The sequence below is a fragment of the Streptomyces sp. NBC_00464 genome (assembly GCF_036013915.1).
Lineage (GTDB): Bacteria > Actinomycetota > Actinomycetes > Streptomycetales > Streptomycetaceae > Streptomyces.
Map to the genome: position 1 here is coordinate 3958483 of NZ_CP107899.1, position 12386 is coordinate 3970868.

11 protein-coding genes are annotated in these 12386 nt (G+C 71.6%); 3 read left to right on the plus strand and 8 right to left on the minus strand.

What is annotated here, in order from left to right:
- Positions 1–412 precede the first annotated feature (412 nt).
- Both OG912_RS17835 and OG912_RS17840 read right to left on the minus strand, forming a co-directional pair.
- Positions 413–2539, minus strand: a complete 2127-nt coding sequence (locus OG912_RS17835; RefSeq protein ID WP_327710213.1) for a flotillin family protein — start codon at positions 2537–2539, stop codon at positions 413–415.
- A gap of 131 nt (positions 2540–2670) precedes the next feature.
- Complete coding sequence (locus tag OG912_RS17840) at positions 2671–3354, minus strand: hypothetical protein (RefSeq protein WP_327710215.1); 684 nt, start codon at positions 3352–3354, stop codon at positions 2671–2673.
- A 304-nt stretch (positions 3355–3658) separates the two neighbouring features.
- Here OG912_RS17840 and OG912_RS17845 point away from each other — a divergent pair, with 304 nt between their 5' ends.
- Positions 3659–4744 (plus strand): PucR family transcriptional regulator, encoded by a 1086-nt coding sequence (locus OG912_RS17845; RefSeq protein ID WP_327710216.1) that lies wholly within the window; start codon positions 3659–3661, stop codon positions 4742–4744.
- Between the two features lie 437 nt (positions 4745–5181).
- Positions 5182–6573, plus strand: a complete 1392-nt coding sequence (locus OG912_RS17850) for an MFS transporter (RefSeq protein WP_443061095.1) — start codon at positions 5182–5184, stop codon at positions 6571–6573.
- Positions 6574–6592: 19 nt separating this feature from the next.
- On the opposite strand, the gene OG912_RS17855 is transcribed toward OG912_RS17850, so the two are convergent.
- Positions 6593–7108 carry a nitroreductase family deazaflavin-dependent oxidoreductase gene (locus OG912_RS17855; protein ID WP_327710220.1) on the minus strand — a complete coding sequence of 172 codons (516 nt, stop codon included), beginning with the start codon at positions 7106–7108 and terminating at the stop codon, positions 6593–6595.
- Between the two features lie 133 nt (positions 7109–7241).
- On the opposite strand from OG912_RS17855, the gene OG912_RS17860 reads away from it, so the two are divergent.
- A complete protein-coding gene (locus OG912_RS17860; protein ID WP_327710221.1) occupies positions 7242–7796 on the plus strand; it encodes a MarR family winged helix-turn-helix transcriptional regulator in 555 nt (184 codons plus the stop codon).
- Here the strand turns inward: OG912_RS17860 and OG912_RS17865 are convergent.
- From OG912_RS17865 to OG912_RS17885, 5 genes are all read right to left on the minus strand, one after another.
- A complete protein-coding gene (locus tag OG912_RS17865; protein ID WP_327710222.1) occupies positions 7793–9055 on the minus strand; it encodes a cation:proton antiporter in 1263 nt (420 codons plus the stop codon). The genes OG912_RS17860 and OG912_RS17865 overlap by 4 nt on opposite strands.
- A 2-nt stretch (positions 9056–9057) precedes the next feature.
- Positions 9058–9528 (minus strand): cation:proton antiporter regulatory subunit, encoded by a 471-nt coding sequence (locus tag OG912_RS17870; protein WP_326737269.1) that lies wholly within the window; start codon positions 9526–9528, stop codon positions 9058–9060.
- A 176-nt stretch (positions 9529–9704) separates the two neighbouring features.
- The gene (locus OG912_RS17875; RefSeq protein ID WP_327710223.1) at positions 9705–11144 is read right to left on the minus strand and encodes a flotillin family protein; all 1440 of its coding nucleotides are present in this window, start codon (positions 11142–11144) and stop codon (positions 9705–9707) included.
- A gap of 77 nt (positions 11145–11221) precedes the next feature.
- Complete coding sequence (locus OG912_RS17880) at positions 11222–11731, minus strand: hypothetical protein (protein ID WP_326737267.1); 510 nt, start codon at positions 11729–11731, stop codon at positions 11222–11224.
- 105 nt (positions 11732–11836) lie between these two features.
- Entirely contained in the window at positions 11837–12322 is a 486-nt protein-coding gene (locus OG912_RS17885) for a peroxiredoxin family protein (protein ID WP_327710226.1), read from the minus strand.
- Between the last annotated feature and the right edge of the window lie 64 nt (positions 12323–12386).

The window sequence follows — 12386 nt, forward strand, 5'->3', positions numbered from 1 at the left end:
CCGAGTGGCGTGCGGGTCGCTGTTCGGACGGTCCGTCCTCAAACGCCGGACGGGCTTGAAGTGGGCCCGGCCCGAGTGGCGTGCGGGTCGCTGTTCGGACGGTCCGTCCTCAATCGCCGGACGGGCTTGGATTGCCCGCTGTTGTCTTGCACCCGCGGCGAGCGATCCCGGCCGGCCCCTTCCCGAGGGGGCGGCCACCTCCCGGGGAGCCCGGCCACCTCCCAGGAGCACGGCCACCTCCAGCCCGTCCGGCGTTTGAGGACGGACGGTGCTTCGGGGGGCTTCGAGTGGGCTGGTCCGGCCACCTCCAGCCCGTCCGGCGTTTGAGGACGGACGGTGCTGCGAGGGGCTTCGAGTGGACAGGTCCGGCCACCTCCAGCCCGTCCGGCGATTGAGGACAAAGGGGCCCCGGCTACCCCACCGGCGTACCGTTCCGGGCCGGGGCAGGGGCCGGGCCCGGGGACGGGTTCGGTACCGTGCCGACCGGTACATCCGCCAGGCCCAGGGACCTCGCGTGGTCCAGGAGCTCGCGGACCTGGTCCGCACCCGCACCCACACCCCCCGGCGCAGCCATCATCCGCATCAGCAGCGCCGACACCGTCAGGTTCTGCACGTCACCCGACGACACCGAACCCAGCACCCGCGTCACATCGTCCGTGAACGACGACGTGCCGTTCAGCCACGCCCCGCCCAGCGCCTTCGCCGTCTCCGAGTTCTCGACGAATCCGTCGAGGCTCTTGCCCATCGAGATGGACGAGACCAGCCGGTCGAAGAAGACCGACTCCCCGCCGACGATGTCGATGTCGGCGTTCTCCAGGCCCGTCGCCAGCACCGTCGCCTGCGCCTCGGCGACCTGGCGCTGGACCTCCAGGCCCGCGAGCCGGATCTCCTTCTCCGCGGCCAGCCGCAGCCGGTACTCCTCGTGCCCGCGCGACGCGTCGTCCAGCGCCGCCATCGCGGCCGCCTTGTCCGTGAGCCCCGCCGCCTCGGCCTTCAGCTTCTCGCCGATCATCGCCGCGTCGGCCGTCGCCTGGGCCTGGGTGCCCTCCGCCGCCGCGAGCGCCTTGAGCCGGGAGCCCTCCGCCTCGGCCCTGAGCCGGGCGGACGTCGCCTCGGCCTCGGCCAGGCCGGTCTTCTCGATGACCTCGGCCGCCGCGTCCCGTACCTGCACATCCGCGAGTCCCGGCGCCGCCGACTCCGCCTGGACCCCCTCGGCCAGCCGCAGCTTCGCCCGTGCGTCCAGGTCCGCGGTCTTCAGCCGGGCCTCGGCCAGGGTCAGCTGCTCCGCTGCCCGGTGGGTGGCCGCGGCCTCCGCGGCCTCAGCCGCCTTGATGTCCTTGACCAGCTTCTCCTGGGCCTCCGCCTCGGCGGCGATGATGACGGACTTCCGGGTGCGCTCGGACTCCTCGACGGTGCGCAGGGTCTTGATGGACTCCTCCTGCTCGGCCACCGTACGGTCCACCGCGATGCGCTCGCGGATCACGTCGGCGACCTCGCGGCGCTCCGCCTCGACCTCCTTCGTCGCGGCGATGCGGTTGAGTTCGGTCTGCCGCTCGCGCCCGATGACCTCGATCAGGCGGTCCTTCTCGATGCGCTCGTTCTCCACGGCGATGACCCGTTCGCGGTTCTTCTGCGCGACCGCGATCTCCCGTGCCTGGTTCTCCCGCTGGATGCCGAGCTGCTCCTCGGTCCGGATGAACGCGGTCTGGGCGCCCAGGCGTTCCTCCTCCTGGACCCGGGCGGTGGCCGCCTCCTCGCGGGCGCGCAGCGTCTCCACCTCGCGGCGCTGCTTGATCTCGGCCTCGGCCTGCCGGCGCTCCAGCTCCAGGATGGTCTCCCGGGCGTCCACGTCCTGCCGGGTGATCTCCTTCTGCTCGGTGCGCTGGAACTCGTTCGTCCGTACGTGCTCGATCGCGGTCAGCTCCGTGATCTTGCGGATGCCCTGCGCGTCGAGGATGTTGGCGCCGTCGAGCTGCGCCATCGGCGTCTGCTCAAGGAAGTCGATCGCCGCGTCGTCGAGGTGGTAGCCGTTGAGGTCGGTGCCGATGACCCGGATGATGCGGTCCCGGAACTCCTCGCGCTTGGTGTACAGGTCGACGAAGTCCAGCTGCTTGCCGACGGTCTTGAGCGCCTCGGAGAACTTCGCGGCGAAGAACTCCTGGATCGCCACCTTGTCGCTGGCCCGCTCGGTACCGATGGCCTGGGCGACCTTGATGACGTCCTCGACGGTCTTGTTGACCCGGACGAAGAAGTTGATGTGGATGTCGGCGCGGATGTTGTCCTGGCAGATCAGGCCCTCGCGCCCGGTGCGCCGGATCTCGATGGTCTTCACCGAGATGTCCATGTACTCGGCCTGGTGCAGCACCGGCAGGACGACGGCACCGGTGAAGGTGACGTCGACCTTCTTGGTCTTGGAGATGATCAGGGCCTTGCCCTGTTCCACCTTGCGGAAGAGCCGGCTGACGATCATCAGCAGGGCGATCGCGATGAGCAGGACCACGGCGATGAGCAGGCCGAGGCCCAAGGAGATGGCTTCCATGACAGTCCTTGGCGGCTGGTGGTACGGAAACGGAAAGGGAGAGATGACGCGTGGGTGCGCGCGGCGCACCGGCCGGGCCGCACGGGGCGGCACGGCGAGGCGGTCGGTGCGGGTTCGGGCGGGCGCCCGGATCAGGCGGTGCGGCGGCCGGGCGGTGTGCGCCGGTGCGGACGTTCCGGGGCCGGTGGCGGTCCCGGGTCGAGCGCACGGTCGTACGGCGAGACCCAGAAGAACTCGCCCGCCTCGTCGTACGCGTACAGCAGCCCCGAACTCCCCGCCGTGAACGCCGTGAACGCGGTGAACGCGGTGTCGGCCGGTGTCAGCTGACGTACCTGGACGATGGCCGTGGATCCGTCTGCGGCGGCGACCTCGGCCTGGCCGAAGTCCGTGCCGACCGAGCCGGTACGGATCGTGCAGACCCGGCCCACGAAGTCCTGGCGCGATGGAGGAGGCTCGTCGGCGAAGAAGCGGCGGAAGTGGCGCACCAGCAGCCGCACCACGGCCCAGGCGGCCAGCAGCGCGACGGCGAGGATGCCGGCGGCGAGCGCGGCCCGGACGGTTCCGGTGGCGTCGCTGCGGTGCAGCAGGACCGAACCGGTCAGGGCGGTGAACCAGCCGACGGCCACCATCATGGAGACCGAGACGGTGACGGGCACGCCGCCGATCCCGGCGAGGTCGGTGTCCAGGTCCGCGTCGAAGGTGTGGTGGTCCGCCGCGCCGGCCAGGACGAGCAGCCAGAAGGCGATGACGACGACCAGCGCCGCGGAGAAGAGCATGGCCGGGAAGGACAGCGCCGCGGTCAGAAACTCCTGCATCGGTACACCCCCTGCCCGCTGCACCGGCGGTTTCGCCAGCGCGTGTCGCGGGGTCCGGCGCTGACCCAGGAGCCGCGGCGCCGCCCCAACGGCACCGCGACATCCGGGTCTTCCCCCGTCCCCCTGCACCCCCGAGTTTCCCCCGTGGTCCCCCGGCTGGTGCTGACAGGATCGTGTCATTCACGGCCGGTCGGCCGCACTGCCGGATTCCGGCAATCTTTCTCCGCGCTCGATGCCGGGCACCGGCATGCGCGCGTATGCGTTGTGTAAATATCAGTGACGCATCAGAAGTGGAGGCGGGGGCGTGGTGGAACCGGTGATTTCCGACAGTTTTCTGGAGGGCTACGCCCGGATCCTGGGCGAAGTAGCCGTCTCCGGCCGTCGGCTCACCCGGGAGGAGCTCGACACCCGCCGCGCCCTCGGCAGGCAGGCCGCCGAGGCCGGACACCAGCTGCGGGCGCTGGTCCGCATGCATCTGGCCGAGACCCGCACCACCTGGCCGGCCGCCGTCCCCGGAGCGACGGCGGCCGTCACCGCCGCGTCCACCGAGAGTGTGCTGGCCGCGGTGGAGCAGTCGGTCGACGCGTTCGCCGAGGGTTTCGAGCGGGCCCAGCGCCTCACCATCCGGCGGGAGGAGGCCGCCCGCCGGGAGTTCATCGACGACCTTCTGTACGGACGCAGCGACCTGGGCCGGCTCGCCGAGCGCGCCACCCGGTTCGGGCTGCGGCTCTCCCGCGCCCATGCCGTCGCTGCGGCGTCGGGCCCGGAGGCGTACACCGAGACCGATGCCGCGCCGCGGCAGGTGGAGTCGGCGCTGCTGGCCCGGTTCAGCGGCCGCAAGATCCTCCTCACGACGAAGGACGGCCGGCTGATCTGCATCGCGCCCGGCAACCAGCCCGATGTCCTGCGGTACTTCGCCAAGCAGGCGCACGCGGCGACGGACGGCGGCCGGGTGGCCGTCGGCCGTCCCCACCGGGGGCCCGGCGGTGTGGTCCAGTCGTACGACGAGGCGCTGGACGCGCTCGACCTGGCCGACAGGATGGGTCTGGACGACCCCGTGCTGTACGCGGCGGATCTGCTCGTCTACCCCGTGCTGACCCGTGACCGGCAGGCGATGGCCGATCTGGTGCGCAGCGAGCTCGGCCCGCTCCAGCAGGCGAGGGGCGGTGCGGAACCGCTCCTGAAGACGCTCTCCGTGTACTTCGACGCGGGCTGTGTCGCGGCCGAGACGGCCCGGCGGCTGGCGCTGAGCGTCCGGGCGCTCACGTACCGGCTGGAGCGGATCCATCAGCTCACCGGCTCCGACCCGTCCGACCCGATGCACCGCTACACCCTGCAGACCGCGGTGATCGGGGCCCGGCTGCTGGACTGGCCGGCCAAGGAGGTTTGAGCCCGGAGACTGGCCGGCCAAGGAGGTCTGAGCCCGGAGACCGGCCGGCCAAGGAGGTCTGAGCCCGGAGACCGGCCGGCCAAGGAGGTCTGAGCCCGGAGACCGGCCGGCCGGGGAGGTCAGAGCCCCCGGAGGCCGCCCGGCCGCGCTCCCCGCTGCCGGGTTCCGGAAGCGTTGCCCGTCGACGGGGCTCCCCGCATGCGGGGACGCCGACCTCCGCCTAGCGTGATCAGTCGGGGGATTCCGGTGCCGCGAGGGAGAACCGCACCATGGCCCGTCATGCACGTCAGCCGGGGGAACCGGACAGGGACGGACAGGACAAGGACGGACAGCGGGGGCGCGTGACCACCGCGCCGGCATCCGGGGCGGCACCCGCCCGGGAGCGCGGGCCCTCCCACCGGTGGTGGGTGTTGGGCGTGATCGGGCTGGCCCAGCTGATGGTGGTCCTCGACGCGACGATCGTGAACATCGCGTTGCCCTCCGCCCAGCAGGACCTCGGCTTCAGCGACGGAAACCGTCAGTGGATCGTGACGGCCTACGCCCTCGCCTTCGGCTCGCTGCTGCTGCTCGGCGGACGCATCGCCGACCTGGTCGGCCGCCGGGTGGTGTTCCTGACCGGGCTGGTCGGCTTCGCCGTCGCCTCGGCCATCGGCGGCGCCGCCCCGAGCTTCGAGGTCCTGGTGCTGGCCCGCGCCCTGCAGGGCGTGTTCGGCGCACTCCTCGCCCCGGCCGCGCTCTCGCTCCTCACCACGACGTTCACCGTGCCCAAGGAGCGGGCGAAGGCCTTCGGGATCTACGGCGCCATCGCGGGTGCGGGCGGTGCGGTGGGGCTGCTGCTCGGCGGGGTCCTCACCGAGTACCTGGACTGGCGCTGGTGCCTGTACGTGAACCTGCTGTTCGCGGCCCTCGCCTTCATCGGCGGCTCGCGCCTGCTCACCGCGGGCGCGCCCGCGAACCGGCCGAAGCTCGACATCCCGGGGACCCTGCTGGTCTCCGCCGGGCTCTTCTGTATCGTGTTCGGCTTCTCCAAGGCCGAGACGAATCCCTGGAGTTCACCCCAGACCTGGGGGTTCCTGCTGGCCGGGGCGGTGCTCGTGTCCGCGTTCGCGTGGTGGCAGACCAGGGCCGTGCATCCGCTGCTGCCGATGCGCGTGGTGCTGGACCGGGACCGTGCGGCGTCGTTCCTCGCGATGTTCATCTCCGGCGCAGGCATGTTCGGCGTGTTCCTGTTCCTCACCTACTACCTCCAGAAGAGCCTGCTGTACTCGCCGGTCTCCACGGGCGCGGCCTTCCTGCCCATGGTCGCCGTCATGATCGTGACGTCCGTGACGACGACCAACACACTGGTGCCACGGTTCGGGGCCAAGCCGATCGTGCCCCTCGGCATGGGCATCTCGGCGGCTGCCATGGCGTGGCTGACCACCCTGGACCTGAGCAGCAGTTACCTCGCCCATGTGCTGCCCCCGCTGATCTGTCTGGGCCTGGGCCTCGGCATGATCTTCGCCACGGCGATGAACCTGGCGACCGCCGGAGTGGGGGCGAGGGATGCCGGGGTGGCCTCCGCGATGGTCAACACGAGCCAGCAGGTCGGCGGCTCCATCGGTACGGCGCTGCTCAACACCCTGGCCACCAGCGCCGCCGCCGACTACCTGGTGGGCCGCAAACCCACCCCGGACGCGGTCGCCCAGGCCCAGCTGGAGAGCTACTCCACGGCGTACTGGTGGTCGGCGGGCTTCTTCGCCGTCGGGCTGCTGGTCACGGTGATCCTCTACCGCCGGGGCGCACCGCGTCCCCACCTGGTGGAGGAACCCGAGGCGGCACGGGTCTGACGCACCCGGCCGCGCGGGCTCAGCGGCCGGGCCCGGCGCTCTCCACCAGCTGGACGAACGGGATCGACTCGCCGACCCGCCGGTAGTCCTGTGTGCTGCCGTCGACCGTGAACCCCATGAACGCGGCGAGCCGTCGGGCGGTCCGGGGGTGGCGGGGCGCGTACCGCATCATCACCTCGCCGCCCTGCGCGACCGGCAGGGCGTGCGCCGTCACGGCGTGGAACCTGCGCCCGGCCTGCACGGTGGCGTGCGGCGTACGGAGCAGATTGCGGTACCAGTCGGCACCGGGGCCGAAGCCGGAGGCGACCGTCCAGCTCCGCCGGCCGTCCGCGGTCGTGGACTCGACGACCTCGATGACCGTCCGCCGGGAGAGACCCGTGGTGCGCCCGGTGTGGACGAGGAGCAGCAGGCGGCCCCGGAACAACGGTCCGAGGCCCGCGCGGAACATATGGACGGGCAGCCGGGCGGCGGTGCGCCGCAGTCCGGTCGGCAGCGGCGGGCGCTGCGGGCCGGGCGAGGGTGCGGGTTCAGACATCACTGTGCAAACGTTGCACAGTCCAATGGTGGTGTCGTGGTGGTGCGCGATGGATTCGGTACCGGTTCGACACCGGTTCGGCCTCGGCGCGGCCCGGATTCGAGTACGGCCGTCCCGCACGGTACAAAGAGGCATGGCCGCGCACGAACAGTCATCTGAGGAACGACCGTCCGCCCCGGGCAGGGACGACGTCGACGCGGTGACGCGGGCGGTGCTCACGGCGTCGCGGCTGCTGGTGGCGGTGTCCGCCCGTTCGCTGGCGACGGTCGAGGACCGGGTGACGCTGCCCCAGTTCCGGCTGCTCGTGGTGCTGGCCACGCACGGGGACGCCAAGCTCGTCTCGCTCGCCGAGCGGCTCGGCGTGAACCCGTCGACCGCGATGCGCATGGTGGACCGGCTGATCGCCGCCGGTCTGGCGGAACGGCAGGTCAACCCGGCCAACCGCCGGGAGACCTCGCTGCGGGTGACGCCCGAGGGGTGCCGGCTGGTGGAGGACGTCACGTCCGCCCGCCGCCGGGAGGTCGCCGCCATCGTCGAACGCCTCGCGCCGGAGCAGTGCACCGCGCTGATCGACGCGCTGACGGCGTTCACCGCGGCGGGCGGTGAGCCGACCGTGCCCGGGGGCGGCGCGGACGCCTTCCCCCTGGGCTGGGCGCCCGACCTCACCGCCCCCGAGGAGACCCCTTAGGGAGTGTCCGCGGACGTGGCCAGCTCCGGCTCCGGCTCCTCCTTCGGGGCGGGCACCCGTGCGTCCGGGCCCGCGCCGGTCGTGGCGGCCGGGCCGTCGTCCTTGCCGCGCCACTTCCGGATCTGCTCGACCGCCGGCTGGGTCCAGCGCGCGGTGAGCGGGCCGACGATGACGAGGATGAGGACGTACGCGGTGGCGATGGGCCCGATCCGGGGCTCGGTCGCCACGGCCAGTCCGGCGATGACGATGGAGAACTCGCCACGGGCGACGAGCGTGCCGCCCGCCCGCCAGCGCCCGCGCGATCCGATGCCGGCCCGACGGGCCGCGTACCAGCCGGTGGCGATCTTGGTGAAGACGGTGACGACGGCCAGCAGCGCGGCCGGCAGCAGCACCGGCGGAATCTCCGCGGGATCGGTGGAGAGCCCGAAGAACACGAAGAAGACGGCGGCGAAGAGGTCCCGCAGCGGGGTCAGCAGCTTGCGCGCGCCCTCCGCGACCTCACCGGAGAGCGCGATGCCGACGAGGAACGCGCCGACGGCCGCCGACACCTGCAGCTGCTGGGCCACCCCGGCGACCAGGACGGTCAGCCCGAGCACGACGAGCAGCAGCATCTCCGGATTGTCGGAGGACACGGCCCGGCTGATCAGCCTGCCGTGCCGCAGCGCGAGGTAGAGCACGAACCCGACGGTGCCGAGCGCGATGAGCAGCGCGATGCTGCCCCCGGCGAAGCCGACGCCCGCGAGCATCGCGGTGAGGAGCGGCAGATAGACGGCCATCGACAGGTCCTCGATGACCAGCACCCCGAGGATGACCGGCGTCTCCCGGTTGCCGAGCCGGCCCAGGTCCGCGAGGACCTTGGCGATCACCCCGGACGAGGAGATCCAGGTGACCCCGGCCAGGGCCACGGCCCCCACCGGACCCCAGCCGAGCAGCAGGGCGGCGACGGCGCCCGGGGTCGCGTTGAGCACGAAGTCCACGGCCCCGGACGGGTACTGGGTCTTCAGACTGGTGACGAGCTCGGAGGCGCTGTATTCGAGCCCCAGCAGGAGCAGCAACAGGATGACGCCGATCTCGGCGCCCACGGCGGTGAACTCCTCGCTCGCCCCCAGCGGCAGCAGCCCGCCCTCGCCGAAGGCGAGCCCGGCCAGCAGATACAGCGGGATGGGCGAGAGTCCTACGCGGCCGGCGAACCGGCCGATGATGCCGAGTCCCAGGATGACGGAGCCGAGCTCCACCAGCAGTGCGGTCGTGTCGTGCACGGTCAGCCCTCCGCAATGATCTCGGAGAGCGTGTCGACGCCCTCCCTCGTACCGACGGCGACGAGCGTGTCCCCGATGGCGAGCCGGAAGTCCGGCCCGGGTGACGGATGCGCGCTGTGGGTCCGCAGCACCGCCACGATCGAGGCCCCGGTCCGGGTCCGGGCCCGGGTGTCCCCGAGCAGCCGGCCGCCGTACGGGGAACGCGTCCCGAGCGGGATGTGCTCGGTGACCAGGTCGATGCCCTCGGTCCGCACGGCGTCGATCGGCGCCGCGTCGATGAGGTGGGCGAGGCCGGTGGCCTCCTGTGGAGTCAGGGGTACGGAGAGTTTGCAGGAATCGGGGTCGTCCTGGTCGTAGAAGCCGATGAACCGCCGGCCGTCGTGGTGGACGACGACCGAGATGTGCTGTCCCGACTCGGTGGTGTAGTCGTACTGCACGCCGACTCCGGGCAGCGTGGTGCGGTGGGTTCCCATGGCTTCCTCCCGGGGAGCGCGGTGTGCGTCTCTGACGTTCTTGGCGATCTCTTTAGCTGCCCATGACCTTATCCGGAGGGTCCCGCCGCCTTCGTGGCCGGTTCCGTACCCGCCCGGACGCACGCGTGCCCGGCCGGTGCGCAGCCGGCCGGGCACGCGGTGGTCGACGCGAGGCGTCAGTCGGCGATCTCGATCCTGCCGTTCTGTGCGGTGGCGGTGTCCTGCTGGGCCGGGACCTGTGCCTTCGGGCCCGCGCCCTTGAGGTTCTGGAGCAGCGCGGCGAGGTCGACTCCCGTGGTGGAGCTGAGGAGTTCCATGCCCTGGGCGACGTTGTCCGTGACCGTGCGCGACAGCTGGCTGGCGCCGTCCGTCGAGATCACCGTCAGCTTGTCGATGGCGCTCAGCGGCTCGGACGCTTTGGCGACGACCTGCGGGAGCACCTCGACGAGCATCTGGAGGACGGCCGCGTCGCCGTACTGCGCGAAGGCGTCGGCCTTCTTCTGCATGGCCTCGGCCTCGGCCGAACCCCGGGCGGCGATGGCGGCGGCCTCGGCCTCACCCTCGATGCGCACGGCGTCGGCGAGCGCCGAACGGTGCAGCTTCTCGCCCTGACCGGTCAGCCGGGAGCGCTCCGCGTCCGCCTCGGCCTCCTTGACCTGGGCGATGCGGCGGGCCTCCGCCTCCTGCTCGGCCTGGTAGCGCGCGGCGTCGGCGGGCTTGCGGACCTTGGTGTCGAGCTCGCGGTCGGTCAGGGCGGCCTGGCGCTCGGCGACCTTCTCCTGCTCCTGGAGGACCTCCTGCTGACGGGCGGCCTCGGCGAGCGGACCGGCGGCGTTCGCCTTCGCGGCGGCCGCCTCCGTCTCGGCCTTGATCTCGGCCTGCTTCAGGTTGAACGTCCGCTCGGCGATGGCGATCTCCTCGGCGGCCTTCAGCCGGGCCTGCTCCGAGGCGCGGCGGGCGTTCGCCTCGGCGATGTCCGCCTCCTGCTTGGCGCGGGCGGCCTCGGGGCGGCCGAGGTCCTCCAGGTAGGAGCCCTCGGTGGTGATGTCCTGGATCTGGAAGGCGTCCAGGATCAGGCCCTGACCGGACAGGCTGGCCTCGGCCTCCTCCGCCACCTGGCCGGCGAACGCGGCGCGGTCGCGGATGATGTCCTCGACCGACATCCGGCCGACGATGGCGCGCAGCGCACCGGAGAGCACTTCCTGGGTGAAGCCGACGATGCCGTCCTGCTGCTGGAGGAAGCGCTGGGCGGCGGCCCGGATGGCGTCCTCGCTGCCGCCGACCTTGACGATCGCGACGCCTTCCAGATGGGACTTGACCCCGCGCAGGGTGACGGCGCCGCGCACGGCGACGGGGATGTGCCGGCTGGAGAGGTCCAGGGTGAACTTCTGCTGGACGAAGGGCACGACGAAGACGCCGCCGCCGACGACGACCTTCTGGCCGCTGTTGTCGATGCTGGACCGGCCGGTCACCGGGTCCACGGACTTCTTGCCGCGGCGTCCGGTGATGATGAACGCCTGGCTGGGGCCCGCGACCTTGTAGCGCGTGATGACGGCGAGGGCGAGCAGGAAGAGGAGTACGACGACTCCGACGATGGCGATCAGGACTGGACTCATAAGGATGTCCCCCTCTGCCTCCCGACAGGGGACGGCAGTTCTGTGGCGAGCGGTGGCGTGCGGGCCGGCGGGCCGGCTCAGCGTTCGACGGGACGGACCGAGACCGAGGTGGTCGAGAGGGTGGCCTCGACCCAGATCTCGGTGCCGCGTGCGACCGGTACCGGGCTCTTCGCCGAGAGCTTCACGGGCTGCCCCCCGAGTCGCAGCAGCACCTCCCCGTAGCCGTCGGCCGGAATGGCCGTGACCACGGAACCCGACGTGCCGACGAGGTCCTCGTCCCGTGGCGTGGCATGGGTCTGATCCCGCATCAGGGCTCGGCTGAACTTCCAGGTCAACCAGGCCGCGACCAGCCCGGCGAGCACCCCGGCGGCGGTGGCGGCGATCGTGCCGGCACCGGTCGTGCCGAGCACGATGGCGCCGCCGAATCCGAGCATCGAGACGAAACCGGCGATCACCGGAAGGGAGACCAGCCCGCTGAAGAGACCTTCCAGCAAGCCCCCGAAGAGTCCTTCGAGGATTCCGTCGAAGACCAGGGACAGGGCGAGCAGCGCGACTCCCGCAATGCCGAGACCGAGGAACAAGGTCACGTGATCACCCCTCCCGGCTGCGGAATCCCCCGAACATTTCCGTCGAACTGGCTGGATGTTCCCATACATCCCCGACCGCCGACACTGCTGTATCCCGGCAGTGTTCTACCTGTTACGGATGCCGGACAGATGCTCCGCCAGCGTGTCCAGCGACTGGAACGTGGCGCCGAGCAGTGCCACGTGCTTCCAGCGCAGCACCCCGTCGGCGTCGATCAGGAACACCGCACGCCGCACCCCGATCCCGGGCGCCGCCACCCCGAACGCCCGCGCGGTCTCCCGGCCCGGGTCCGCCAGGAGCGGCATGCGCAGCTGGTGGGTGCGGGCGAACGACTCGTGGCTGTCCACACCCTGTGGACTGATTCCCCAGACCTCCGCGTCCAGCCCTTCGAAGGTCTCCATGCCCGAGGAGTACGAGCAGAGCTGCTTGGTGCACACCGTCGTGTTGTCGCCCGGGTAGAAGGCGAGGACCACGGCCCGGCCGCGTGCGGCGGAGAGCGTGTAGTCGTGGCGCTCGAAGGCGTCCCCGTCGAGGGCACCTCCCGCGAGGGTGAAGTCCTGGACCTGTGAGCCGATTTGAGGTGACGATCCCATGCGATGTCCTTCGCTGTCCGGCGCTGCCTGAGGGTGCTGCCCGTGCTCCGTACAGCATGCTCGG

Bases quoted from the DNA above. Each gene is read 5' to 3' on its own strand.
- OG912_RS17835 (WP_327710213.1), bottom strand. From the start codon at position 2,539: ATGGAAGCCATCTCCTTGGGCCTCGGCCTGCTCATCGCCGTGGTCCTG.
- OG912_RS17840 (WP_327710215.1), bottom strand. From the start codon at position 3,354: ATGCAGGAGTTTCTGACCGCGGCGCTGTCCTTCCCGGCCATGCTCTTC.
- OG912_RS17850 (WP_443061095.1), top strand. From the start codon at position 5,182: ATGGTGGTCCTCGACGCGACGATCGTGAACATCGCGTTGCCCTCCGCC.
- OG912_RS17855 (WP_327710220.1), bottom strand. From the start codon at position 7,108: ATGTCTGAACCCGCACCCTCGCCCGGCCCGCAGCGCCCGCCGCTGCCG.
- OG912_RS17860 (WP_327710221.1), top strand. From the start codon at position 7,242: ATGGCCGCGCACGAACAGTCATCTGAGGAACGACCGTCCGCCCCGGGC.
- OG912_RS17870 (WP_326737269.1), bottom strand. From the start codon at position 9,528: ATGGGAACCCACCGCACCACGCTGCCCGGAGTCGGCGTGCAGTACGAC.
- OG912_RS17875 (WP_327710223.1), bottom strand. From the start codon at position 11,144: ATGAGTCCAGTCCTGATCGCCATCGTCGGAGTCGTCGTACTCCTCTTC.
- OG912_RS17885 (WP_327710226.1), bottom strand. From the start codon at position 12,322: ATGGGATCGTCACCTCAAATCGGCTCACAGGTCCAGGACTTCACCCTC.